At 60.9% G+C, this 23990-nt stretch carries 19 protein-coding genes, 1 tRNA gene and 1 pseudogene; 3 read left to right on the forward strand and 18 right to left on the reverse strand.

Going from position 1 to position 23990, the window contains the following annotated elements:
• From DM813_RS10945 to rpsU, 10 genes and pseudogenes are all read right to left on the reverse strand, one after another.
• Positions 1 to 223: pseudogene (locus tag DM813_RS10945) on the reverse strand (4-hydroxy-2-oxovalerate aldolase); the annotation flags it as partial.
• A gap of 11 nt (positions 224 to 234) precedes the next feature.
• Positions 235 to 1173: an acetaldehyde dehydrogenase (acetylating) gene (locus DM813_RS10950; RefSeq protein ID WP_128323421.1), complete on the reverse strand. Its 939-nt coding sequence runs from the start codon at positions 1171 to 1173 to the stop codon at positions 235 to 237.
• An 11-nt stretch (positions 1174 to 1184) separates the two neighbouring features.
• The gene (gene mhpD / locus DM813_RS10955) at positions 1185 to 1997 is read right to left on the reverse strand and encodes a 2-keto-4-pentenoate hydratase (protein ID WP_128323422.1); all 813 of its coding nucleotides are present in this window, start codon (positions 1995 to 1997) and stop codon (positions 1185 to 1187) included.
• A 14-nt stretch (positions 1998 to 2011) separates the two neighbouring features.
• Positions 2012 to 3466: a 2-hydroxymuconic semialdehyde dehydrogenase gene (locus DM813_RS10960; protein ID WP_206617373.1), complete on the reverse strand. Its 1455-nt coding sequence runs from the start codon at positions 3464 to 3466 to the stop codon at positions 2012 to 2014.
• Between the two features lie 114 nt (positions 3467 to 3580).
• A complete protein-coding gene (locus DM813_RS10965; RefSeq protein ID WP_128323424.1) occupies positions 3581 to 4543 on the reverse strand; it encodes a LysR substrate-binding domain-containing protein in 963 nt (320 codons plus the stop codon).
• Between the two features lie 210 nt (positions 4544 to 4753).
• A tRNA-Ile gene (locus DM813_RS10970) sits at positions 4754 to 4830 on the reverse strand.
• Between the two features lie 13 nt (positions 4831 to 4843).
• Positions 4844 to 8587, reverse strand: a complete 3744-nt coding sequence (locus DM813_RS10975) for a bifunctional diguanylate cyclase/phosphodiesterase (RefSeq protein ID WP_128323425.1) — start codon at positions 8585 to 8587, stop codon at positions 4844 to 4846.
• A 127-nt stretch (positions 8588 to 8714) separates the two neighbouring features.
• Complete coding sequence (rpoD, locus tag DM813_RS10980) at positions 8715 to 10562, reverse strand: RNA polymerase sigma factor RpoD (RefSeq protein WP_128323426.1); 1848 nt, start codon at positions 10560 to 10562, stop codon at positions 8715 to 8717.
• Between the two features lie 67 nt (positions 10563 to 10629).
• Positions 10630 to 12600 (reverse strand): DNA primase, encoded by a 1971-nt coding sequence (gene dnaG / locus DM813_RS10985; protein ID WP_128323427.1) that lies wholly within the window; start codon positions 12598 to 12600, stop codon positions 10630 to 10632.
• 304 nt (positions 12601 to 12904) lie between these two features.
• Positions 12905 to 13120 carry a 30S ribosomal protein S21 gene (gene rpsU / locus DM813_RS10990; RefSeq protein WP_002551877.1) on the reverse strand — a complete coding sequence of 72 codons (216 nt, stop codon included), beginning with the start codon at positions 13118 to 13120 and terminating at the stop codon, positions 12905 to 12907.
• Between the two features lie 202 nt (positions 13121 to 13322).
• Here rpsU and tsaD point away from each other — a divergent pair, with 202 nt between their 5' ends.
• Complete coding sequence (gene tsaD, locus DM813_RS10995) at positions 13323 to 14348, forward strand: tRNA (adenosine(37)-N6)-threonylcarbamoyltransferase complex transferase subunit TsaD (RefSeq protein WP_128323428.1); 1026 nt, start codon at positions 13323 to 13325, stop codon at positions 14346 to 14348.
• Positions 14349 to 14371: 23 nt separating this feature from the next.
• Here the strand turns inward: tsaD and plsY are convergent, their stop codons facing one another.
• Complete coding sequence (gene plsY / locus DM813_RS11000; RefSeq protein WP_128323429.1) at positions 14372 to 14941, reverse strand: glycerol-3-phosphate 1-O-acyltransferase PlsY; 570 nt, start codon at positions 14939 to 14941, stop codon at positions 14372 to 14374.
• A gap of 74 nt (positions 14942 to 15015) precedes the next feature.
• On the opposite strand from plsY, the gene folB reads away from it, so the two are divergent.
• Both folB and folK read left to right on the forward strand, forming a co-directional pair.
• Positions 15016 to 15369, forward strand: a complete 354-nt coding sequence (gene folB, locus DM813_RS11005) for a dihydroneopterin aldolase (protein ID WP_128323430.1) — start codon at positions 15016 to 15018, stop codon at positions 15367 to 15369.
• A complete protein-coding gene (gene folK, locus DM813_RS11010; RefSeq protein WP_128323431.1) occupies positions 15360 to 15869 on the forward strand; it encodes a 2-amino-4-hydroxy-6-hydroxymethyldihydropteridine diphosphokinase in 510 nt (169 codons plus the stop codon). The genes folB and folK overlap by 10 nt, the downstream gene beginning before the upstream one ends.
• Before the next feature lie 29 nt (positions 15870 to 15898).
• On the opposite strand, the gene DM813_RS11015 is transcribed toward folK, so the two are convergent.
• From DM813_RS11015 to apaG, 7 genes are all read right to left on the reverse strand, one after another.
• Positions 15899 to 17128 (reverse strand): multifunctional CCA addition/repair protein, encoded by a 1230-nt coding sequence (locus DM813_RS11015; protein ID WP_128323432.1) that lies wholly within the window; start codon positions 17126 to 17128, stop codon positions 15899 to 15901.
• A gap of 57 nt (positions 17129 to 17185) precedes the next feature.
• Positions 17186 to 18748, reverse strand: coding sequence for a SpoVR family protein (locus DM813_RS11020; RefSeq protein WP_128323433.1), 1563 nt, complete (start codon positions 18746 to 18748; stop codon positions 17186 to 17188).
• A complete protein-coding gene (locus DM813_RS11025; RefSeq protein ID WP_028942156.1) occupies positions 18745 to 20016 on the reverse strand; it encodes a YeaH/YhbH family protein in 1272 nt (423 codons plus the stop codon). The genes DM813_RS11020 and DM813_RS11025 overlap by 4 nt, the downstream gene beginning before the upstream one ends.
• A 104-nt stretch (positions 20017 to 20120) precedes the next feature.
• On the reverse strand, positions 20121 to 22043 hold the full coding sequence (locus tag DM813_RS11030) for a PrkA family serine protein kinase (protein WP_028942155.1): 1923 nt from the start codon (positions 22041 to 22043) through the stop codon (positions 20121 to 20123).
• Positions 22044 to 22325: 282 nt separating this feature from the next.
• On the reverse strand, positions 22326 to 22655 hold the full coding sequence (glpE, locus tag DM813_RS11035; protein WP_128323434.1) for a thiosulfate sulfurtransferase GlpE: 330 nt from the start codon (positions 22653 to 22655) through the stop codon (positions 22326 to 22328).
• A gap of 14 nt (positions 22656 to 22669) precedes the next feature.
• Positions 22670 to 23545 carry a symmetrical bis(5'-nucleosyl)-tetraphosphatase gene (locus tag DM813_RS11040; RefSeq protein ID WP_128323435.1) on the reverse strand — a complete coding sequence of 292 codons (876 nt, stop codon included), beginning with the start codon at positions 23543 to 23545 and terminating at the stop codon, positions 22670 to 22672.
• Positions 23545 to 23925 carry a Co2+/Mg2+ efflux protein ApaG gene (apaG, locus tag DM813_RS11045; protein ID WP_128323436.1) on the reverse strand — a complete coding sequence of 127 codons (381 nt, stop codon included), beginning with the start codon at positions 23923 to 23925 and terminating at the stop codon, positions 23545 to 23547. The genes DM813_RS11040 and apaG overlap by 1 nt, the downstream gene beginning before the upstream one ends.
• Positions 23926 to 23990 lie beyond the last annotated feature (65 nt).

Genomic DNA, 23990 nt, shown 5'->3' on the forward strand with positions numbered 1-23990 from the left:
CGGCCACGGCCTCGATGTACTCAAGGTCGGTGTGCTTGCCGAAACCGTAGTTGAAGCTCGAGCCCTGCAGGCCGTCGCCATGGGCGACTTCGATCGAATCCACCCGGGCCTGGTCCAGCGCGCGGGCAATGTCCTGTACGTTCTCCAGTGAGTACTGGTGGCGAATGGCGTGGCTGCCGTCACGCAGGGTGACGTCGGAGATGTAGATTTTCTTACCGTTCATGGGCGAGCTCCTCAGCCGTTGAGCATCGACAGTGCCATGCGCTCGGCGGTGGCCAAGGCAGCGGAGGTCATGATGTCGAGGTTGCCGGCATAGGCTGGCAGGTAGTGGGCGGCGCCTTCGACCTCAAGGAACACCGAAGTCTTCAGGCCGCAGAAGCGCCCGTGGCCGGGAATGTTCAGCGGTGCGTCTTCGGGGATCACGTCGAACTGCACCTTTTGCTTGAGGCGATAGCCCGGCACATAGGCCTGCACGGCGGCGGCCATCTCCTCGATGGAGGCTTCGACCTTGGCCTGATCGGCGGCTTCAGAGAGGACAAATACCGTGTCACGCATCATCAGCGGCGGCTCGGCCGGGTTCATGACGATGATCGCCTTGCCTTTGGCCGCACCACCGATCACCTCGATGGCCTTGCTGGTGGTTTCGGTGAACTCGTCGATGTTGGCGCGGGTGCCGGGGCCGGCCGATTTGCTCGCGATCGAGGCAATGATCTCGGCGTAATGCACCTTGGCCACGCGCGATACCGCGGCGACCATGGGGATGGTCGCCTGGCCGCCGCAGGTGACCATGTTGACGTTGAGCTGGGCGAGGTTCTGCTCCAGGTTGACCACCGGCACGCAGTACGGGCCGATGGCTGCCGGGGTCAGGTCGATCAAACGGATACCCGGTTTGATCGAACGCAGGAACGCATCGTTTTTAACGTGGGCGCCGGCGCTGGTGGCATCGAAGACGAAGTCGATGTCGGCAAACGCTGGCAGACGGGTCAGGCCTTCTACGCCTTCGTGGGTCGTGGCCACGCCCATCCGTGCAGCGCGTGCCAGGCCATCGGACGCCGGGTCGATACCCACCATCGCCGACATTTCCAGGTGCTGCGCGTTACGCAGGATCTTGATCATCAGGTCGGTGCCGATGTTGCCGGAACCGATGATGGCAACCTTGAGTTTCTTGCTCATGGGGGCTCCTGTTAATCGCGGTTGGCAAAGGCGGCGCTGACGCTGCCCAGGCCCTGGATGTGGGCGGTGAAATGATCACCCGGATTAGCCGCAACCATCGGGCCGAGCGCCCCGGTGAGCACGATGTCGCCGGCGCGCAGCGGCTCGCCGAGGCGGGCCATGGTATCGGCGAGCCAGACGGCAGCGTTCAACGGGTTGCCCAGGCAAGCCGCACCGGCGCCAACCGACACCGGCTCTCCACGCAGGGACATGCTCATGCCGCAGTTCACGAGGTCCAGCTGATCCAGCTTCACTGGGCGGGTGCCAAGCACGAAAAGGCCGGACGACGCGTTGTCGGCAATGGTGTCGACCAGGCGGATGTCCCAGTTGGCGATGCGGCTGCCGACCACCTCGATCGCTGGCAGGGCGAAGGCGGTGGCGCGGAGCAGGTCGGCCACCGTGTGGCGCTCGTGGGGCAGGTCATGCTCCAGCACCAGAGCGATCTCTGCCTCGACCTTGGGCTGGGCGCAGTCTGCCCAGGCGATCGGCTGCCCATCGCCGCGGGCCATGTCGGCAAGCAGCAGGCCGAAATCCGGTTGGTCGACACCCAGCTGGGCTTGCACCGCCGGACTGGTAAGGCCGATCTTGCGGCCCACCGGGCGGCGCCCGGCAGCCACTGCGAGCTGGTTGTTGTGGCGCTGCACGGCGTAGGCCAGGGCCATCGCCTGGGCATTCGGCTCGTCGGCCTGGGCGGCGGCGATCAGATCACGCACCGGTGGGCAGGGTTGGCCGCTCAGCTGCGCCTGGTGCAGGCGTTCAGCGGCTGTGAGGAGGGCAGCATGCATGGAAGTACTCCTGCTTAGGCGTTGACGCAGACAGTGGTGGATTCCGAGTAGAAGTCCAGGGAATGGCGGCCACCCTCGCGGCCCATACCGGAGAGCCGTGCGCCGCCGAAGGGCGTGCGCAGATCACGCAGGAACCAGGTGTTGACCCAGACCATGCCGACGCGCAGTTGGCGCGACGTCTTGTGAGCGCGCTTCAGGTTGGTGGTCCAGATGGCAGCGGCCAGGCCGTAGGCAGAGTCGTTGACGCGGCGAATCACTTCATCGTCGCGGTCGAACGGGGCGACATGGCAGACCGGACCGAAGACTTCCTCACGCACGCAGCGGGCATCATCGGACAGCCCGGTCCAGATGGTCGGCTGCACGAAGGCGCCATTGTCGCGGGCGTCGCCGAACGTCGGCACACCACCGCCGCTGACCACGGTGGCACCCTCGCGGCGGGCCAGCTCGAAGTATCCGAGGACCTTGTCGCGGTGTTTGTGGGAGATCAGCGAGCCCATATTCACGCCGTCTTCATCCGGGTAGCCGATCTTCAGTTTCTCGGCACCTGCCTTGAGTGCGGCAACGAAGCGATCGTAGATCGGCCGCTCGACGTAGACCCGCTCCGAGCACAGGCACACCTGGCCGGAGTTGGTGAAGCTCGAGCGCAGCACACCAGCCACCGCTGCGTCGAAGTCACAGTCGGCGAACACCACGGCGGCGTTTTTGCCACCCAGCTCGAAGGACACTTCGCGCACGCCTTCGGCGGCCGCCTTCATGATGGTGGCGCCGGTGCGCGACTCGCCGGTGAAGGTGATGGCATCCACGTCCGGATGGCGGGTAAGGAATTCGCCGGCCGAGTTCGGCCCGAAGCCATGTACCAGGTTGAATACGCCTGCGGGCACGCCGGCTTCCAGCATCACCTCGGCCAGCAGGGTGGCGGAGGACGGCGAGTCTTCCGAGGGCTTGACCACCACCGAGTTGCCGCAGGCCAGGGCGGGTGCAACCTTCCAGGTGAGCAGCAACATCGGCAGGTTCCACGGCGAGATGATCGCCACCACGCCGTGGGGCTTGCGCACCGTGTAGCTGAACACGTCGCTGCCATCGCCGGTGCGCATCTCATAGTACTCGCCGCCGGCCTGGCGGATCTGCTCGGCAAAGGTGCGGAAGTTGTGCACGCCGCGGGCAATGTCCAGGGTCCGCGCCTGCTGTACCGGGCGGCCGGTATCGGCTACCTCGGCGGCGACGAAGTCTTCGAAGCGCTGCTCGATGCAATCTGCGATGCGCACCAGCACGTCGGCACGCTGGCTGGCGCTGTAGCTGGCCCAAGGGCCCTCCTGGGCCGCCTTGGCAGCGGCCACCGCGCGATCCACCAGTGCCGCGTCGGCCTCGCAGACCTGGCCCAGAATGCGGCCGTCGATGGGGGACACATTGTCAAAGGTCTTGGGGGTGGTAACGAACTCGCCATTTACGAAATGGCGCAGCAGGGACAGGGGGGCGGACACGGCAACCTCCGATTCTTGGATTTCGGAGGAGTCTATGTGTTCTACCTATAAGCGAGTAATCAAAGGTTTGCCATCCTCTATTAGCACCTGGAATAGCTGTGATCAGGCCGTCAGGTCGCCATGTTGCTCTTGGCTGGCTTGTTCCAGGCACTCGCGGAACAGCCGCGCCGCGGGTCCCAGTTCACGATTGCCTGCGTGGAAGTAACCGATGTCGCCGAACTGCAGGTGGCTGCCCAGATCCAGGGTGCGCAGCAGCCCGGCACCAATGAACTGGCGAGCCGCTTCCAGGGGCATTACCGCGACGGTCTGCTGGTCCTGCATCAGGCTCAAGTTGGTGAGGATCGATAGCGACTCGACCACGTTGCTCGGCGCCTCCAGTCCGGCTTCGTCGAACAGCCGGTCGACGGTGCGACGCAGCAGTGAGTCGCGGGTCGGCAAGACCCAGGGGTAATCGAGCAGTGCAGCCAGGCTGACCGGGACCTGGCCGGTCAGGGGATGCTGTGCACCGGTGACCACCGCCAGCTCCTCGCCGTAGAGCACCACCGCCTCAAGCTGCGACGATTCGTGGTGCCAGCGCCAGTCGTCCGGCACCCGGCCGACGACCAGATCGACCTCGCCCACCGCCAGGGCCGGGAACAACTGGTCCATCTGCCCGACCCGCAGTGACACCAGCACTTTCGGAGCACGCTGCTTGAGCAGTTGCAGGGCATGCGGCAGCAGCGAGCTGGATGCCGAGATCAGGGTACCCACCAGGACATGCCCCGAGGTGCCTTCCTGGTAGGCATTGACCTCGTCGGTCAGGGAGCGCAACTCGGCCAGCAGCGATTTGCTGCGGCGCGCCATCAGCGCACCCAAAGGGGTGGCGCTGACGCCCCGGTTGCCGCGAACCAGCAGCGGCGCGCCGAAGTACGACTCCAGCTCGTGGATGATCTTGGTCACCGCAGGCTGGGTCAGTCCCAGTGCCTGGGCCGCGCGCAGCAGCGAGCCACTCTGCAGCACCTGATCGAAGACTACCAGTTGGTAGAACTTGAGTTTGCGGGCGACAGATAGATGAGTGAACTGCATGAGTGACCTTCGGGTGACTGGCCTATTGCCAGGAGTATCGCACAACTGCATTGCACGGATTGCAGCGCTGGCGGCGATCGGTCCCTACCCGGAGAAGGCGCGCCTGACCATGTCGTCCTCTGTGCAGGAGTTTCTGCCTGGAACTTGAGATCTAGCGCAGCTGCTTTGGTAGCAAGCATGAAAAAGCCGCGCAGTGCGCGGCTTTGGAGTTGGTGGGCCCACACGGACTTGAACCGTGGACCAAAGGATTATGAGTCCTCTGCTCTAACCAACTGAGCTATAGGCCCCAGTGGTCGCGGATTATAACGAGGGTTTCCGGGCTGTGCTATCCGAAAGATCTGAAACTGCTATACGAAGAAACGTTGCAGCGAATTCTTCGGCGGGCAGTGGCAGGCTGACGATGTAGCCCTGGATCTGCTCGCAGCCCTCGGCGGCCAGGAACCGTTGCTGGGCCTGGTTCTCCACGCCTTCGGCAATGATCGTCAACTGCATGCTGCGCCCCAGGGCAATGATCGCACGGGCAATAGCGGCATCGTGGGGGTCGTCCGGCAGGCCGCGGATGAACGACTGATCGATCTTGAGGATATCCAGCGGCAGGCGTTTGAGGTAACTCAGTGAGGAGTAGCCTGTGCCGAAGTCATCGATGGCCAGTTGCACGCCCAGGTGTTTGAGCTGGTGGAGGATGGCCAGTGCTTCTTCGGCCTGGCTCATGATGAAGTTCTCGGTGATTTCCAGTTGCAGGTCGCCGGCCCTGAGCTGATGGGTCTTGAGCAACTGCTCGATGCGTTTGATCAGGCTGGGCTGGCGCAGTTGGGCTCCCGCCAGGTTGACCGACAGCGGCCCGAACGCCAGGTAGTCCCTTTTCCAGCTCTGCATCTGGCGGCAGGCCTGCTCCAGCACCCAGTCACCCAGTTGCAGGATCATGCCGTTTTCTTCAGCCAACGAGATGAAGTGCTCTGGTGGCACCTCGCCAAGCACCGGGTGCGTCCAGCGGATAAGCGCTTCGGCGCCGACCAGGCTTTGAGTTTTCAGGCTGAACTTGGGCTGGTAGCTCAGGCTCAGTTCGTTGCGTTCTATGGCCCGGCGCAGTTCATGTTCCAGCGCAATGCGCTCGCTGGCCTGGGCGGTGAGGTCGCGGGTGTAGCATTCGACGCGGTTACGGCCTTTGGCCTTGGATCGGTACATCGCCGCGTCGGCATTACGGATCAGCGAGGCGACATCGGTGCCGTCCTGTGGATAAAGGCTGGTGCCTATACTGGCGCTGGTGAAGAACTCGTGTTCGCCTGCCTGGAACGGCGCACTGAAGCAGGCCAGCAGTTTGTTGGCGATATGGCTGGCATCGCTGGGTTGGTGCAGGCCGGGCAAGAGGATGATGAACTCGTCACCGCCCAGGCGTGCCACGGTATCGATGTCGCGCACCTGCTCCTTCAGGCGCTGGGCGATGCCTTTGAGCAACAGGTCGCCGACCGGATGACCGAGGCTGTCGTTGATGTGTTTGAAACGGTCCAGGTCCAGGAACAGCACAGCGCCTTGCCGTTTTGAGGTCTGAGCGCAGTTAAGCGCGGCTTGCAGGCGATTTTCAAACAGTGTGCGGTTGGGCAGGCCGGTGAGCGGGTCGTGGTGCGCCTGATAATCGAGTTTTGCCTGTGCGTGCTTGAGGCTGGAAATATCGGCGAACACCGCGACAAAGTGGGTGACAACCCGCTCACTGTTGCGCACGGCGCTGATGGTGAGCCAGCTGGGGTAGAGCTCGCCGTTCTTGCGCCTGTTCTGAATTTCGCCCTGCCAGTGTCCCTCGGCAGTCAGCTGGTGCCACATGGCCGCGTAGAACGCGCTGTCGTGCTGACCCGAGGCCAGTAAACGCGGCGTCTGCCTCAGGGCTTCGAATTCGCTGTAGCCGGTGATTTCGCTGAAGGCCCGGTTGACCGCGCTGATGCGTTGCTCGGTGTCGGTGATCAGCACGCCTTCCGCAGTGTTCTCGAACACAGTGGCGGCCAGTTGCAACTTCTCCTGCATCAAGTGGCGTTCGGTGATGTCGCGAGCGATGGTCAGCATGCAGCCGACACCGGCAATCGGCAGCGGCCTGGCAGACAATTCGCACAGACGAATCTGACCGTCTCGGCGACGGATATGGCAGGTGAAGTCTTTGACAAAGCCGTCTCTTTGCAGAATTTCAAGCAGCCGACGGCGTTCGTTCAGGTCCACCCACATACCCAGGTCCAGGGAGGTATGGTCCAGGGAGGTGTGGCTGTCGAAGCCGGTCAGGCGGCAGAAGCCTTCGTTGACTTCCAGCAGCAAGCCGTCGCTCTGGCGCGACAGCAGCAGGCCGTCGGGTGAGGCGTGGAAGGCTTTGGCAAACTTTTCTTCCGACGTTTGCAGTTGTTCCTGGGTCTGCTTCAGCTGGGTGATGTCGCGCACGGCAACAACCAGCGCCGGTGTGCTGTCGAGCTCGAATGTCTCGGCCGAGATCAAGCCGGTGAACTGTTGGCCATTACTGCGCCGGAACAGGGTTTCCATGTTGCGGATGCTGCCGGACTGCAGGCGCCGCAACAGCTCTGGATCAGCGCCTTCGATTCCCCAGATATTCAGTTCGGTCGCGGTGCGCCCGACCACCTGCTCCGAGCTCAGGCCGATCTGTTCTTCGAAGGCCTCGTTGACCTCCAGCAGGCAACCGTCGCTAAGACGGGCGATGAAGAGAATGTCGGGGCATTGCTGGAACACCGAGGCAAACTTTTGTTCCGAGAGCCGCAGGGCATCTTCGGCATTCTTGGTTTCGCTGATATCGATCATCAACCCGCGCATTACCGGCTTGTGCCCTTGCTCGATCAGGCTGACGATGTCGCGCACCCACAGGCAGCGGCCATCCGCGCAGATTACCCGGTACTCAAGGCTGTGGTCGCGCCCGGCAGCAGTTTCGCTGTCACAGAACGCGTGGGCCCAGAGTGCATCGTCGGGGTGAATGATGCTGCGCCAGAAGCCCGGCCGCAGCCACTGGCTCAAGGGATAGCCGAGGAGGTCTTCGGCATGCGGCGACACATAGCTGTAGGTGAAGTCGTTGGCGTCGGCTTCCCAGGCGATTGCCGAAAGGCTCTCGACCAGGCCGCGGTAATGGTATTCGCTGCTGCGCAGTTCTTGTTCGAGGGCGATGCGTCGGGAGATCTCTGAACTCAAGCGCCTGTTGATGCGGATTACCGCTGCCAGTATCGCCACCAGCAGCAGAATGCCGGGCAGGCCATAGAGCAACAGGTCATGCCAGAGGTTGCGATGATCCAGAACCTTGCCGACCCAACGCTCCTGAATGTCGTTGACCTCGCTGGGGCTCATGTCGGTCATGACCTTGTCGATGATGCCGGCAAGGATCTTCTGGTCCCGTGGCACCGCCATGGCCAACTGATAGCGGTAGGACGTCTCACCGCTGACATACAAGCCTTCCAGCTTGAGCTGGCGCAGGCTCCAGACACTCGACGCCAGGTCACCGACTACTGCGTCGACCTCATCGGTGGCCAGTGCCTGCAGTGCTGAGCTGACATTTGGCAGGGCGACCAGGTTCAGGTCCGGGTGGTGCGTGCGCAGCAGTTCATGGGGCGCATAGTTTTCGACCACGGCGATCTTCAGGCCATAGAGGTCCTTGAGGGTGCGCGGTTGTGCGCCGCCTTCATGGGCCAGAATGACAATCGGGAAGTCCAGGTACGGGCGCGTAAAGGCCAGGTAGGCCTGGCGCTCCGGTGTCGACATGATGCCGGGAAGCAGATCCAGTTTGTTTTCCTGGGCCTGCGCCAGCACGGCAGTCCAGCTGGATGGCTCGACCGGCTTGAACGCCACTCCCAGTCGTTCCTGAAGAAGGGCAATGTAGTCGGCAGCCAATCCCTGGTAGCGGCCATCCGGATCACGGTATTCAAACGGTGGCCAGGACGCATCAACGCCCAGGCGCAGCTGCGGATGAGCGCTGAGCCAGGCTTGTTCTTCGTTGGTCAGGGTCAAGGCGCCGGCCGTTGCACTCCAGAACAGCTGAAGCAGCAACAGAAGGGCCGGCATTTTGGGCATAACGGCCTCGTCACACAGGTAAACTGATTCGAGTGTAGACGGGCATTTCGGCGGCGGGGAGGAGTGTTAGGTCTTAAAGTGTCTGATCGCACAAAAGAAAAACCCCGGCCTGGGCCGGGGTTTGTCATCACTCGTCGAGGAAGGAACGCAGGTGCTCGCTTCGCGTCGGGTGGCGCAGCTTGCGCAGCGCCTTGGCTTCAATCTGACGGATCCGCTCACGGGTCACGTCGAACTGTTTGCCGACCTCTTCGAGGGTGTGATCGGTGTTCATGTCGATACCGAAACGCATGCGCAGCACTTTGGCTTCGCGAGCGGTCAGACCGGAGAGCACGTCACGGGTCGCTTCCTTGAGGCTTTCAACCGTGGCGACATCGATTGGCGACTGCATGGTCGAGTCTTCGATGAAGTCACCCAGGTGCGAGTCTTCGTCGTCACCGATCGGGGTTTCCATGGAGATCGGCTCTTTGGCGATCTTCAATACCTTGCGGATCTTGTCCTCAGGCATTTCCATGCGTTCACCCAGCTCTTCCGGGGTCGGTTCGCGACCCATTTCCTGCAACATCTGCCGGGAAATACGGTTGAGCTTGTTGATCGTCTCGATCATGTGCACCGGAATACGGATGGTGCGAGCCTGGTCGGCGATCGAACGGGTGATCGCCTGACGAATCCACCAGGTGGCATAGGTCGAGAACTTGTAACCACGACGGTATTCGAACTTGTCCACCGCCTTCATCAGGCCGATGTTGCCTTCCTGGATCAGGTCGAGGAACTGCAGGCCGCGGTTGGTGTACTTTTTGGCGATGGAGATCACGAGACGCAGGTTGGCCTCGACCATCTCTTTCTTCGCCCGACGAGCCTTGGCTTCACCGATCGACATGCGACGGTTGATGTCCTTGATCTCGGCGATGGTCAGACCGGTTTCGGTCTCCAGGTCGATCAGCTTTTGCTGGCAAGCGACGATGGCGTCGTTTTTCTCGCCCAGTGCTGCGGCCCACTTGGTGCTGCGCTTGGAAAGATCGCCGCTCCAGGTCTGGTCGGTCTCGTTGCTCGGGAACAGGCGCAGGAAGTCGGCACGTGGCATGCGTGCGTCACGGACACACAGTTGCATGATCGCGCGTTCTTGCTGACGCAGACGGTCCAGGGCACCACGAACGCGTTCGACCAGCACTTCGAACTGCTTGGGCACCAGCTTGATCGGCATGAACAGCTCGGCCAGCTCAAGCATCGCCTTGAGGCTGTCCTTGTGCTGACGACCGTTCTTCTTCAGTACCTTGAGGGTAGCGTTCAGTTGTTCCTGAACGGCACCGAAGCGCTGACGGGCAACTTCAGGATCGGGACCGCTTTCGGTCTCTTCCTCTTCCTCGTCACCTTCCTTCTCTTCGTCCTCGTCCTCATCCTCGGCCTTGGCCGGGGCTTTCGGGTCGATGGGCGGCGGTACTTCTGCCGGCGGGGCAATGCCGTCGTCCGGGTCGATGTAACCGCTGAGAACGTCCGACAGGCGGCCGCCTTCGGCGGTTACACGATCGTATTCGCTGAGGATGTAGTCGACAGTACCCGGGAAGTGGGCAATAGCACCCATGACTTCGCGAATACCTTCTTCGATACGCTTGGCGATTTCGATTTCGCCTTCACGGGTCAGCAGTTCGACGGTACCCATTTCACGCATGTACATGCGCACCGGGTCTGTCGTGCGACCAATATCGGTTTCCACAGCCGCCAACGCAGCAGCGGCTTCTTCAGCTGCTGCTTCGTCGGTGTCGGCTTCGGCCAACAAAAGGGCATCCGCATCCGGAGCACTCTCGAATACGTTGATCCCCATGTCGTTGATCATGCGGATGATGTCTTCCACCTGCTCCGGATCTGAAATATCCTCTGGCAGGTGGTCGTTGACCTCCGCGTAAGTCAGGTAGCCCTGCTCACGACCGCGGGTGATCAACTCTTTGATGCGAGACTGCTGTTGCGCTTTTCCGGACATAACACCCTATCCACTGAAGGTCTTGGCGGGCAAAAAACAAGCCGAGGATTATACCCGAGCTAGGACCTCACGCGCCAGTTGAGGTCGGGGTTTGTGCGGGAACATTACGGCTCAGCAGGTCGCGCAGCTGGTTTTTTTCCTCTGCGCTCAACTCACTTTGACGTGCTTTTCTGAGCAAATGTTCCAGGGTTCGCTCGCGTTGGCGGGCGGACAAGCTAGTTATGGTGTCGAAAAACTGTTGTTCAAGGTTATCGGCATCGATCAGCCATTCCTTTTCTGCCAATGCACGCAATAGGCGACCTTGTTCGGTACCGTGCCAGCGTGCAATCAGTTGTAGTGAGCGTAGCTCAGGATTCTTTTGCAGGGCCTCGAGCAGCGCCACCAGCAACTGGGCGTAGACGTGTTCTTCGGCGGCAAAGTGCCCGGCATCCTCGACTTTTTTCGCCAGTTGCGGGTGGTGCAGCAGGGTGCGCAGAGCGCTCAAGGTCGGGGGTTCGACCGAAGTCGGTACCCGCGGCGGTGGGTCCTGCTGCTGACCGTTGCGGCTCCAGGGTTTGCCCTTCTTGTCCCAGGGTTTGCCTTCCCATTTCTTCTTGCCGCCCTTGTTCGGCGTCCACGCTTGCTGCGCCGGTGCGAAGTCGGGTTGCTGGAAGTCGCCGTAGTCCGGCGTGTAGTCGGGGATGGCGTCGTAATCGATCCCGGGGTCATAGCTGGGCGGTGCTTCGACAGGCGCGCTGTGGCTCAGTTGTTCGACTTGCTGGTTGTCGAGCCCGGTAATTTCTTTGAGGCGATTGCGCATCAGGGCGCGCAAGTTGGCGCCCGGCACTTTTTCGATCAACGGTGCTGCCAGGGTGGCCATGTGGGCCTTGCCCTCGAGCGAGCGCGGGTCGGCTTCTTCGGTCAGCTGCTGGAAAAAGTAGTCGGCCAGAGGCTGGGCATGCTGGTTAATGCGGGCGCGGAAGGCGTCAGTGCCTTCGGCGCGGATCAAGGTATCCGGGTCTTCGCCTTCGGGCAAAAACAGAAAGCGTGCCTTGCGCCCGTCCTGCAGGCTCGACAGGGCGGCCTCCAGTGCGCGCCAGGCGGCGTTGCGGCCGGCCTGGTCGCCGTCGAAGCAGAACAGCACGCTGGGTACGACGCGAAACAGTCGTTTGAGGTGCTCTTCGCTGGTGGCCGTGCCCAGGGTTGCTACCGCATTGCGCAGGCCTTGCTGGGCCAGGGCGATGACGTCCATGTAGCCTTCAACCACGATGATTTCATCGAGGTTGCGGTTGAATTTGCGTGCCTCGTACAGCCCGTACAACTCCTGGCCCTTGTGGAAAACCGGGGTTTCCGGGGAGTTCAGGTACTTGGGTTTGTCGTCGCCCAGCACGCGACCGCCGAAGGCAATCACCCGTCCGCGGCTGTCGCGGATCGGAAACATGACCCGGTCACGGAAGCGGTCGTAGCGCTTGCCCGACTCGGCGTTCTCGATCAGCAGGCCGGCGTCGATCATGGCTTTTTGCTGCAGGGTATCGCTGCTCAGGTGTTTGAACAGGTTGTCCCAGCCAGGCGGGGCATAGCCCAGGCCGAAATCGCGAGCGATCTCCCCGGACAGGCCGCGACCTTTGAGGTACTCAACGGCGGAGCGACGTGTCGGGTGGCTCTTGAGGGCCTGGCGGTAAAATTCGGCTGCCGCCTCGAGCAGCGGGTACAGCGGCGAGTCAGTGGGTTGTCGGGGCTTGTGCCCGCGTCCACTCTCCTCGCGGGGTATTTCCATGCCAGCGGCTTTGGCCAGTTCTTCGACGGCCTGGGGAAAATCCAGGTTGTCGTGGTCCATGATGAAGCCGAGGGCGTTGCCCCCTGCGCCACAGCCAAAGCAGTAGTAAAACTGCTTGTCGGGGCTGACGCTGAAGGAAGGCGTTTTTTCCTTGTGGAACGGGCAGCAGGCCGTCAGGTTCTTGCCAGCCTTTTTCAGCTGCACGCGCGAACTCACCACATCGACGATGTCGGTACGGTTGAGGAGGTCGTCAATGAAGCTTTGGGGAATCAGCCCGGCCATGGCACTCTCATCATCAGGCGACAATCAAGTGTAATCGCTAATGCTGCGGGAACGGCTTCGCGTTCGAGCGATGTCGAATGGCGTAACACAAAATTCGGAAAGACGTGCTCGTCTGTAGCCGGTGAGGGCTCGTCAGTAATGACGTGCACAGCTGGCGTTGAGGCCAGTTCTGACGTTTCAGGCAGGTTGTTCGCATTGCAAGGCAATGGAACGCCTCGGGCACAAAGGCCTGAGGATCAAGCAACGACTGCCGGCAGCCCGGCTTTGGGCCGGGCGAGGCAGAAGCTTGCGACGAACGTCTGTATTAGTACAGGCGAACGGCGCGGCGCTGTTCGCGCTGAACTTTCTTGGCGTGACGTTTAACAGCGGCTGCTGCTTTGCGCTTACGCTCAGAAGTCGGCTTCTCGTAAAATTCGCGGCTACGAACTTCAGCCAGAACACCGGCTTTTTCGCAGGAGCGCTTGAAACGACGCAGAGCTACGTCGAAGGGTTCATTCTCTTTAACTTTGACGGCTGGCATCCAGAGCTACCTTCATTCATTACCGGGGGTCAACGAACTCGTGGCAAAACTGTGCACTGGAGAACGTCGGTTTTTAAGGGTTGCGGATGTTAACCCTTAGCCAGCCGGAATGCAAAGCCTCTGATCGAAAACCGCTGGTCGGCACCCGGAGTGGGGACTATCATGCGCGCCTTCGAATTCAGCCTCAACAAGGCGCAGACCCATGCTAGTACTGGGATTGGAAACATCCTGCGACGAAACCGGCGTCGCATTATACGACAGTGAACGCGGCCTTTTGGCCGATGCATTGTTCAGTCAGATCGACCTGCACCGGGCCTATGGCGGCGTGGTGCCGGAGCTTGCGTCGCGTGATCACGTCAAGCGCATGCTGCCGTTGATCCGTCAGGTGCTGGCTGAAGCCGGCTGCGTGGCCACCGAAATTGACGCCATTGCCTATACCGCAGGCCCAGGCCTGGTCGGGGCATTGCTGGTGGGGGCCTCGTGCGCCCAGGCCCTGGCATTTGCCTGGGGCATCCCGGCGTTGGGTGTGCACCATATGGAAGGTCATTTGCTCGCGCCGATGCTCGAAGAGCAGCCGCCCGAGTTCCCGTTCGTCGCCTTGCTGGTGTCCGGCGGCCATACCCAGCTGGTGCGGGTAGACGGTATCGGCCAGTACGAACTGCTGGGCGAGACGCTCGATGATGCCGCTGGCGAAGCGTTCGACAAGACCGCCAAGCTGATGGGGCTGAATTATCCGGGCGGCCCGGAAATCGCCCGCCTTGCCACGCAGGGTGTGCCTGGGCGTTTCGTTTTCCCGCGGCCGATGACTGATCGTCCTGGCCTGGATTTCAGCTTCAGTGGCCTGAAAACCTTTGCCCTCAATACCTGGCAGCAGTGCCAGCAAGCTGGGGACGACGGCGAGCAAACCCGTTGCGACGTGTCGCTGGCCTTCCAGCAGGCGGTGGTGGAAACTCTGACCATCAAGTGCAAGCGCGCCTTGAAGCAAACGGGCCTCAAGCGCCTGGTGATCGCCGGAGGTGTCAGTGCCAACAAGGCGCTGCGCACGTCACTGGAAGACATGCTGGCGAGCATCAAGGGCAATGTCTATTACGCCCGGCCACAGTTCTGCACGGACAATGGCGCAATGATCGCCTATGCCGGTTGCCAGCGCCTTGCCGCCGGGCAGCAGGAAAGCTTGGCAATCAGTGTTCAGGCGCGTTGGCCGATGGAGCAATTGGCGCCGCTGTAATGAGCGCAGTTCACGTTCAGGATTCAGAAATGCCGTTCGCGGCCGGCAAAAAGGTCGCGTAGATTGCCGCGGTGGCGCCAGACGATCAGCACGGTCAGTACGCTGATCGGCAACAGCGCTTCCGGCTCGCGCCAGGCCAGTAATGGCAGGGTCAAGGGCGTGGCAATCAGTGCCGCCAGTGAGCTGGTGCGCGTGAGGTAGAAGGTCAGCAGCCAGGCGCTGATGGCCAGGAGTGCTGCAGGGGGGTAAAGCCCCAGCAGGATGCCGGCAGCGGTGGCGACACCCTTGCCGCCACGAAAACGGAAGTACAGCGGGAACAAGTGGCCAACAACTGCACACACGCCGATCCAGGCCTGTTGTTGCAGGTCGAGGCCGGCAAGATTGGCGATCAGTACGGGCAACACGCCTTTGCACAGGTCGCCAAGCAGGGTCAGGACCGCAAGTTTGCGGCCGGCCAGGCGCAGCATGTTGGTTGCACCGGCATTGCCAGAACCGCTCATGCGCGGGTCCGGGCGACCGTTGAGTCGGCTCAGGACGATGGCAAAGGACAGCGAGCCAAGCAGGTAGGCGAGCAGCGCCAGTAACCAAAACATGCTAACTATTCCGGGCGAGGACGCCCTGATTCTAACGGCGCCCGTCGCCCTTGTCGTGCAGTGGAGAGAAGTGCTTGGACAGAGTGTTCATCGAAGGCCTGGAAGTCGATACCGTTATCGGTGCCTATGACTGGGAGCGTGGAATTCGCCAGTGCCTGCGTCTGGACCTGCGTTTTGCCTGGGACAACCGTCCTGCCGCGGCGGGTGACGATCTTACCCTGGCGCTGGACTACGCCAGCGTGACGGCGCGTATCCAGGCGTTTGCCGAGCAAACCGAGTTCCAACTGGTGGAAACCTTTGCCGAGCGCTTGGCGGCGGTGTTGATGAGTGAATTCCAGATCCCCTGGCTGCACCTGAAGCTGACCAAGCCGGGTGCGATTCCTGCCGCCAGTGGGGTAGGCGTGGAGATCGAGCGCGGATGTCTCTGAACAGGGTATACCTCGGGCTGGGTAGCAATATCGATCGTGAGCGGCACCTGGCGGCAGGGCTCGATGCTTTGGCCGAGGTGCTGCAGGACATGCGCTGTTCGGCGGTGTTCGAAAGCCAGGCTGTGGGCATCAAGAGCGGACCGTTCTTCAACCTGGTGGTCACTGGCCTGACCGCGTTGCCGCTGATGGAGCTGGATCGCCGGCTCAAGTTCATCGAGGCCGACAACGGCCGCTATGCCCCTGAGCGCAAGGGCTTGCCACTGGACATCGATGTGCTGATGTACAACGACCTGCATGGCAGTTTTGACGGGTTGGTATTGCCTCGGGCAGAAATTCTCAAGAACGCGTTTGTGTTGTGGCCGTTGGCGTTGATCGCGCCGGATCTGCAGCATCCGGGCGCTGGCAAGAGCATGGGGCAATTGTGGGCTGAGGCGCAGATCGGGCAGGTGCTGGCACCCGTACCGTTCGAATGGCACGGGCGGCAGCTGACTGTACTGTGACGCCATCGCTGGCTTGCCAGCGATGAGGTTTACGACGCGGCGCTGTCCTTGTAAGCCTTCAACGCCTTCAGACGCTCGCCTTTGAGCGCCTCACCCAGCGCCTGGCCGGTCAGACCTTGCTGCACCAGGGGCTGCACCTGCACTGCCCGCGCCGCTGCAGCCGCGCCACGCAAATACTCGGCCTGTGGGTAATCGCGCTGCTCCAGGCCCTTGCGGCCCCGGGCGTCCATCTCGCATGCAGCAATAAATTCCTCGAAGCGCTGGGGGCGACGGTACACATCGAAGCTTTGCAGCAATTCCAGTAAGGTCGATGCCCGCAGCTCCAGTGCCCGGTGGCAGTGGGTGTGGTATTCACCCACCAGCAGGGCCAGTTCCTGACAGTCGCGGGGTGCCTTGAAGCGTTGGTTGACCGTTTTGATCAGCTTGAGTCCACGCTGTTCGTGAGCAATGTGCCGCGGCCAGTCTTCCTCGGGCGTAAGGCCCTTGCCCAAGTCGTGCAGCAGGCAGGCCCAGCGCACACTCAGCGGTTGTTGGTGCAGGGCGGCCTGTTCGAGCACGGCGAGTGTATGCAGGCCGCTGTCGATTTCCGGGTGATGGGCTGCAGGCTGAGGCACGCCGAACAGTGCGTCCAGTTCAGGCAGCAGCTCCTTGAGGGCGCCGCAGTCGCGCAGCACCTGGATAAACACCTGGGGGTAATCCTCCATGAGCGCCCGGGCGATTTCTTTCCAGCTGCGTTCGGCGGTGAGGGCCTGCAGCTCGCCAGACTCACTCAGTTGGCGCATCAGCTCGATGGTTTGTGGAGCGACTGAGAAGCCCAGCCCTGCATAGCGGGCGGCAAAGCGGGCGACACGCAGCACGCGCAAGGGATCTTCGGCGAACGCCGGAGATACATGGCGTAAAATGCGGTCTTTGAGGTCTTTCTGTCCTTGGTAGGGATCGCTGACGTTGCCCTGATCATCCTCGGCCATGGCATTGATGGTCAGGTCGCGCCGGATCAGGTCTTCTTCAAGGGTAACCTCGGGGCTGGCGTGAAAAGTGAAGCCGCCATAGCCACGCCCGCTCTTGCGTTCGGTGCGCGCCAGCGCATACTCCTCGCCACTTTTGGGGTGGAGGAATACCGGAAAGTCGCTGCCCACCGGTCGGTAGCCCAATGCCAGCATTTGCTCTGCCGTGGCGCCGACCACGACCCAGTCGATATCGCTGACCGGCTGACCGAGCAGGCGATCACGTACGGCGCCGCCGACTTTGTAGATCTGCATGTAAACCCTCCATTGATGCCCACAGGATACCCTGTCTGGCAGCAACGGAGGATCGGCTTACAGGTGCACGACGGCCAGGTCCAGGCGTCCGTACTCGGCGTCCCCGTGCTCGCCCTTGGGCGGTACATGGTGGGTTTTCATGATTTGCTCGCCTTGTACGGTTTCCAGGTGGATATCGAAGCCCCAGAGGCGGTGCAGGTGCTTGAGAACCTCCTCGGTAGAGTCGCCCAAGGGTTTGCGGTCATGTTGCTGGTGGCGCAGGGTCAGCGAGCGGTCGCCACGGCGATCAATGCTCCAGATCTGCACGTTGGGCTCACGATTGCCGAGGTTGTACTGTGCAGCCAGGGTTTCGCGGATGATCCGGTAGCCGCTTTCATCGTGGATGGCAGGCACCAGCAGGTCATCGCGCTGATCATCATCGAGGATGCTGAACAGCTTGAGATCACGGATAACCGTGGGTGACAGGTACTGCAGGATGAAGCTTTCGTCCTTGAAGCTGCTCATGGCGAATTTGATGGTCGACAGCCAGTCGCTGCCGGCAATGTCAGGGAACCAGCGACGGTCTTCTTCGGTGGGGTTCTCGCACATGCGCCGGATGTCCCGGTACATGGCAAAGCCCAGGGCGTAAGGGTTGATGCCGCTGTAGTAGGGGCTGTCGAAGCCTGGCTGGAACACCACGCTGGTGTGCGACTGCAAAAACTCCATCATGAAGCCGTCAGTGACGAGTCCCTCGTCATAAAGGTCGTTCATCAGGGTGTAATGCCAGAACGTGGCCCAGCCTTCGTTCATCACCTGGGTCTGGCGCTGCGGGTAGAAGTACTGGGCGATCTTGCGCACGATGCGCACAATCTCGCGCTGCCAGGGTTCGAGCAGGGGAGCATGCTTCTCGATGAAGTAGAGAATGTTTTCCTGTGGTTCGGCCGGGAAGCGCGCATTATCGCGCTCGCTGTTCTTGTCGGCGCCTTTGGGTATGGTGCGCCACAGGTCGTTGATCTGTTTCTGCAGGTGCTCTTCGCGTTCTTTCTGCCGGCGCCGCTCTTCTTCGGCAGAGATCGGGTAGGGGCGCTTGTAGCGGTCTACGCCGTAGTTCATCAAGGCATGGCAGGAGTCCAGCAGGTCTTCCACGGCATCAATGCCGTGGCGCTCCTCGCACTGGGTGATGTACTGCTTGGCAAACACCAGGTAATCGATAATCGAGCTGGCGTCAGTCCAGGTGCGGAACAGGTAGTTGCCCTTGAAGAAGCTATTGTGGCCATAGCAGGCATGCGCAACCACCAGTGCCTGCATGCAGATGGTGTTTTCTTCCATCAGGTAGGCGATGCAGGGATCGGAGTTGATCACGATCTCGTAGGCCAGCCCCATCTGGCCGCGGCTGTAGGACTTCTCGGTGCTGAGAAAATGTTTGCCGTAGGACCAATGGTGGTAGCCCAGCGGCATGCCGACGGAGGCATAGGCATCCATCATCTGCTCGGCGGTGATCACCTCGATCTGGTTGGGGTAAGTGTCCAGGGCATAGCGCTCGGCCAGGCGGCTGATTTCCCGGTCGTAGGCCTGGATCAGTTCGAATGTCCATTCGGACCCGGTGGAAATAGGGTGGCGCTTCTGCTCTCTAGCGGTCATGTCACTAACCTGCGCTGGAAGAGTTCACGGAAGACCGGATAAATATCGCCGGCCGACACCAGCTGTTGCTGGGCGAACGTATCGGCAAAGGCTTCGCCGATGCGTTCATACTCGAACCACAATGCCTGATGTTCGCGTGGGGTGATCTCAACGTAAGTGTAGTACTGGACGAACGGCATGATCTGCTTGGTCAGGATCTCGCGGCAGATCGGTGAGTCGTCGTTCCAGTTGTCGCCGTCCGAAGCCTGAGCTGCGTAGATGTTCCATTCGCTGGCCTGATAGCGCTCGGCCATGATCTCCTGCATCAGTTTCAAGGCGCTGGAGACGATGGTGCCGCCGGTTTCCCGGGAGTAGAAGAACTCTTCCTCGTCTACTTCGCGGGCACTGGTGTGGTGGCGGATGAACACGACCTCGATCTTGTCGTAGTTACGCTTGAGGAACAGGTACAGAAGAATGAAGAAGCGTTTGGCGATGTCCTTGGTGGCCTGGGTCATGGACCCGGAAACGTCCATCAGGCAGAACATCACCGCCTTGGAGCTGGGGTTGGGTTGTTTGACCAGCAGGTTGTATTTGAGGTCGAAGGTGTCAAGGAAAGGCACGCGGTGGATGCGTGCGCTCAGTCGCTCTATTTCTGCTTCGATTTCCTGAATATCGCCGAAGTTATCTGGTTCTTCACGTTTCAGGCGTGCGAGTTCTTCCTGTGCCTCGCGCAGTTTTGCGCGGCTGCTGCCGGACAGGGCAATGCGCCGTGCATGAGCCGAGCGCAAGGTGCGGATGATATTGATCCGTGACGGGTTGCCTTCGTTACTGATGCCCGCGCGGACGGTTTTGAAGGTGTCTGTGCCGGCCAGGTGGCGTTTCACCAGGTTGGGCAGTTCGAGGTCTTCGAACATGAATTCGAGAAACTCTTCCTGGGTAATCTGGAAGACGAACTCGTCCATGCCTTCACCAGAATTACCGGCCTTGCCGCGCCCGCCACCACCGCCTCCGCCCTGGGGGCGGGCGATGTGCTCGCCGGCGGTAAACTCCTTGTTGCCTGGGTGTACAACGGTTTGCTTGCCGCCTCGGCCATGGTGAAGCACCGGCTCGTCGATGTCGCGACCGGGAATGCTGATTTGCTCGCCATGCTCCATGTCGGTGATGGAGCGGCGACTCACGGCCTCCTCGACGGCCTTCTTGATGTGGTCACGGTAACGCCGCAAAAAGCGCTGGCGGTTGACCGTGCTCTTGTTCTTGCCGTTCAGGCGTCGGTCGATCACATAGCTCATAGGCCCCTCCGGGGAGCTGAAGACTCAAGCTTCAAGCCGCAAGCCGGGCCGGGTGGGTTGCTATTACCCGGCGTCGAGCTTGCGGCTTGCCACTTACAGCTCGGTCACTGCGATTTCCTGACCCGCAGGTACCATTCCGAGAGCAGCCGAACTTGCTTGTCTGTGTAGCCGCGTTCCACCATTCGGGTAACGAAGTCGTTGTGCTTCTGTTGGTCCTCTTTGCTGGCTTTGGCGTTGAAGCTGATGACCGGCAGCAGGTCTTCGGTGTTGGAGAACATTTTCTTCTCGATCACCACCCGCAGTTTTTCGTAGCTGAGCCAGGTCGGGTTCTTGCCGTTGTTGTTGGCGCGGGCACGCAACACGAAGTTGACGATCTCGTTGCGGAAATCCTTCGGATTGCTGATGCCTGCCGGCTTCTCGATCTTTTCCAGCTCTTCGTTGAGCGCGATACGGTTGAGGATCTCACCGGTTTCCGGGTCGCGGTACTCCTGGTCCTGAATCCAGAAGTCGGCGTACAGCACATAGCGGTCGAATATGTTCTGGCCATATTCGCTGTAGGACTCCAGGTAAGCAGTCTGGATTTCCTTGCCGATGAACTCGATGTAACGCGGCGCCAGGTATTCCTTCAGGTAGCGCAGGTAGCGTTCGCGTACTTCCGCCGGGAATTGCTCCTGTTCGATTTGCTGTTCCAGCACATACAGCAGGTGCACGGGGTTAGCGGCGATCTCGTGCGGGTCGAAGTTGAAGACTTTCGACAGGATCTTGAAGGCAAACCGGGTCGAAAGACCGTTCATGCCTTCATCGACACCCGCCGCATCGCGGTACTCCTGGATCGACTTGGCCTTGGGGTCGGTGTCTTTGAGGTTTTCGCCGTCGTAGACCCGCATTTTCGAGTAGATGTTCGAGTTTTCCGGCTCTTTGAGACGCGACAATACGGTGAACTGGGCTAGCATCTTCAGGGTGTCAGGCGCGCAATGGGCCTTGGCCAGGGAGCTGTTGAACAGGAGCTTGTCGTAGATCTTGATTTCATCGCTGACGCGCAGGCAGTACGGCACCTTGACGATGTAGATCCGGTCGATGAACGCCTCGTTGTTCTTGTTGTTGCGGAAGCTGTGCCATTCCGATTCGTTGGAGTGGGCCAACAGGATCCCGGAATAGGGGATCGCGCCCAGGCCTTCGGTGCTGTTGTAGTTACCTTCTTGAGTGGCGGTCAGCAGCGGGTGCAGTACCTTGATGGGCGCCTTGAACATCTCGACGAATTCCATCAGGCCCTGGTTGGCCCGGCACAGGGCGCCGGAATAGCTGTAGGCGTCTGCGTCGTTCTGTGGGTACTCCTCAAGTTTGCGGATGTCGACCTTACCGACCAGGGCAGAAATATCCTGGTTGTTTTCATCACCCGGCTCAGTCTTGGCCACGGCAATCTGATTGAGGATCGACGGGTAAAGCTTGACCACTTTGAACTGGCTGATGTCGCCCCCGAACTCGGCCAGTCGCTTGGTCGCCCAAGGCGACATGATGGTGTTCAGATAGCGCCGCGGAATGCCGAAGTCTTCTTCAAGGATGGCACCGTCCTCCGTGGCATTGAACAGCCCCAGGGGCGACTCGAAGACGGGGGAACCCTTGATGGCATAGAAGGGGACCTTCTCCATCAGTTGCTTCAGTTTTTCGGCCAGCGAGGATTTACCGCCCCCCACAGGGCCGAGTAGATAGAGGATCTGTTTCTTCTCTTCCAGCCCTTGGGCGGCATGGCGGAAATAGGAGACGATCTGGTCGATGCACTCCTCCATGCCGTGAAAGTCTTCGAAGGCTGGGTAGCGGCGGATCACCTTGTTGGAGAAGATTCGCGATAGCCTTGAGTTGTTCGAGGTGTCGACCAGTTCTGGTTCACCGATGGCCATCAACAGGCGTTCGGCCGCCGACGCGTAAGCACTGCGATCGCTTTTGCAGAGCTCCAGATACTCTTGCAGCGATAGTTCTTCCTGACGGGTGGACTCGAAACGTTGCTGGAAGTGGCTAAAAATACTCATGACGTCACCTCGCTCGATACGTGGAGCCGACGCCGGATCAGTCAGCTGATGCTGGCATGCAATCGACGAATGCCGATTGCTGTTTACCCCCCAGAACACCTATAAATCGCTACCGATGACCCGCACGCCGGTGTACCGGCTCTCCCCTTTTTGGATGGCCTGGGGTTAAGGATAGTTGGTTCTCGGCGAGGTCAAGGGCGGTTGGATGAATTGTTCCCCCCGACCGTTCGTCAGGTCGGGCGCAAGCCCGCTCAGGACGCGGGCTGCAGGAATATTAAAAAATTATTCAGCGGAGCCTTGAGCGGTTTCTGCCGGGTAGGTGCCGCGCCACAGCTCAAAGCCGCCGTCGAGGCTGTAGACATCGGAAAAGCCCTGGCTGACCAGGTAGGCCGCTGCACTCTGGCTGGAGTTGCCGTGGTAGCAGACCACCACTGTCGGGGCATCAAGGTCGGCGCCACGGATGAAGTCGGCGACCGAGTGATTGTCCAGGTGCCGGGAGCCGGTGATATGGCCAAGGGCATAGGTTTGCGGGTCGCGAATATCGACCACGACCGCACCTTGCTCGCGCAGCGCCTGGGCCTGCTCGGGAGGGATGCGTTTGAATTCGCTCATGGGGGCGGTTTCCTTCAGGACTGATCGTTCATTCTAGCCGGTTGATGGGCTGCAGGTGCAGGGCGAGGCGTGCCTAGCTCGGTGCAGTCGCAGCGATGGAATTCACCACTGTCGACGTTGTACAGGGTCATCGCGCCACCCCATACGCAGCCGGTATCGAGGGCCACGACGTTGGGCTCGCTGCAGCGGCCCTCCAGGGCGGCCCAGTGGCCAAAGATGATCTTCACGTGGCGTGAGCGGCGGTCTTTGTGCGCGAACCAGGGTTTGTAGCCTGGTGGCGCGGTGTCGGCGCCTTCCTTGCCTTTCAGGTCCAGTTTGCCTTCACTGGTGCAGAAGCGCATGCGTGTGAAGTAGTTGGTGATGACCCGCAGGCGTGCCGCGCCGCGCAAGTCCTTGTTCCATTTGTTCGGCTCATTGCCGTACATGCCGTCCAGGTATGGCTTGAGGCGACTGTCGTCGCGTAACGCGTCTTCGACTTCCGCCGCCAGGTCCAAGGCTTTGCCCAAGGTCCATTGCGGGGGGATGCCGGCATGCACGAGCACCACGCCGCGCTGCTCATCGTAATGCAGCAGCTTTTGCCGGCGCAGCCAGTCGAGCAGGTCGCTGGCGTCTGGGGCGTCGATGATTTCGCGTAGCGTGTCGCTTTTTTTCAGGCGCTCGATGTTATTCCATGCCGCGAGCAGGTGCAGGTCGTGGTTGCCCAGTACACAGACCAGCGAGTCGCGAATGGAATACAGGTAGCGCAGTGTTTCCAGGGATTCGGGGCCGCGGTTGACCAGATCGCCCACCAGCCACAGGCGATCGACAGCCGGGTTGAAATTGACCCGTTCAAGCAGGCATTTGAGGGGTTGCAGGCAGCCTTGCAGGTCGCCGACGGCATACACTGCCATCAGTGCAGGGCCCCGGGTACGGCAAGGCGGAACGGGGCGATGATGGCGTCGAAGTGCTTACCGTCTTCAGCGAACATCTGGTAGGTACCCTGCATGGTGCCAACCTGGGTAGTGATGACGGCACCGCTACTGTAAGTGTGGCTTTTGCCTGGATCAATCAGGGGCTGCTGACCGATCACGCCGGCGCCACGCACTTCTTCGACCTGGCCATCACCGTTGGTGATCAGCCAGTGGCGTGACATGAGCTTGGCAGGCACCAGCCCGTTATTCTGCACGGTCACGGTGTAGGCAAAGGCGAAACGGTCGTTTTCAGGATCGGATTGGTCTTTAAGAAAGCGGGTCACGACGCTGACGTCGATCTGGTAGCGGGGATCTGACATGCAAGGGGCCTTGGAAACAGACGCTGATACGGCGATTGCCTCCAGTCTAGGCCATTGGTGGGGGT

Source organism: Pseudomonas alkylphenolica (genome assembly GCF_004025535.1).
Classification (GTDB): domain Bacteria; phylum Pseudomonadota; class Gammaproteobacteria; order Pseudomonadales; family Pseudomonadaceae; genus Aquipseudomonas; species Aquipseudomonas alkylphenolica_A.

Bases quoted from the DNA above. Each gene is read 5' to 3' on its own strand.
- glpE (WP_128323434.1), bottom strand. From the start codon at position 22,655: ATGAGCGAATTCAAACGCATCCCTCCCGAGCAGGCCCAGGCGCTGCGC.
- DM813_RS10965 (WP_128323424.1), bottom strand. From the start codon at position 4,543: ATGCAGTTCACTCATCTATCTGTCGCCCGCAAACTCAAGTTCTACCAA.
- rpoD (WP_128323426.1), bottom strand. From the start codon at position 10,562: ATGTCCGGAAAAGCGCAACAGCAGTCTCGCATCAAAGAGTTGATCACC.
- DM813_RS11040 (WP_128323435.1), bottom strand. From the start codon at position 23,545: ATGGCAGTGTATGCCGTCGGCGACCTGCAAGGCTGCCTGCAACCCCTC.
- dnaG (WP_128323427.1), bottom strand. From the start codon at position 12,600: ATGGCCGGGCTGATTCCCCAAAGCTTCATTGACGACCTCCTCAACCGT.
- DM813_RS11030 (WP_028942155.1), bottom strand. From the start codon at position 22,043: ATGAGTATTTTTAGCCACTTCCAGCAACGTTTCGAGTCCACCCGTCAG.
- DM813_RS10975 (WP_128323425.1), bottom strand. From the start codon at position 8,587: ATGCCCAAAATGCCGGCCCTTCTGTTGCTGCTTCAGCTGTTCTGGAGT.
- folK (WP_128323431.1), top strand. From the start codon at position 15,360: ATGTCTCTGAACAGGGTATACCTCGGGCTGGGTAGCAATATCGATCGT.
- mhpD (WP_128323422.1), bottom strand. From the start codon at position 1,997: ATGCATGCTGCCCTCCTCACAGCCGCTGAACGCCTGCACCAGGCGCAG.
- apaG (WP_128323436.1), bottom strand. From the start codon at position 23,925: ATGTCAGATCCCCGCTACCAGATCGACGTCAGCGTCGTGACCCGCTTT.
- DM813_RS11015 (WP_128323432.1), bottom strand. From the start codon at position 17,128: ATGCAGATCTACAAAGTCGGCGGCGCCGTACGTGATCGCCTGCTCGGT.
- DM813_RS10950 (WP_128323421.1), bottom strand. From the start codon at position 1,173: ATGAGCAAGAAACTCAAGGTTGCCATCATCGGTTCCGGCAACATCGGC.
- DM813_RS11020 (WP_128323433.1), bottom strand. From the start codon at position 18,748: ATGACCGCTAGAGAGCAGAAGCGCCACCCTATTTCCACCGGGTCCGAA.
- tsaD (WP_128323428.1), top strand. From the start codon at position 13,323: ATGCTAGTACTGGGATTGGAAACATCCTGCGACGAAACCGGCGTCGCA.
- plsY (WP_128323429.1), bottom strand. From the start codon at position 14,941: ATGTTTTGGTTACTGGCGCTGCTCGCCTACCTGCTTGGCTCGCTGTCC.
- rpsU (WP_002551877.1), bottom strand. From the start codon at position 13,120: ATGCCAGCCGTCAAAGTTAAAGAGAATGAACCCTTCGACGTAGCTCTG.
- DM813_RS11025 (WP_028942156.1), bottom strand. From the start codon at position 20,016: ATGAGCTATGTGATCGACCGACGCCTGAACGGCAAGAACAAGAGCACG.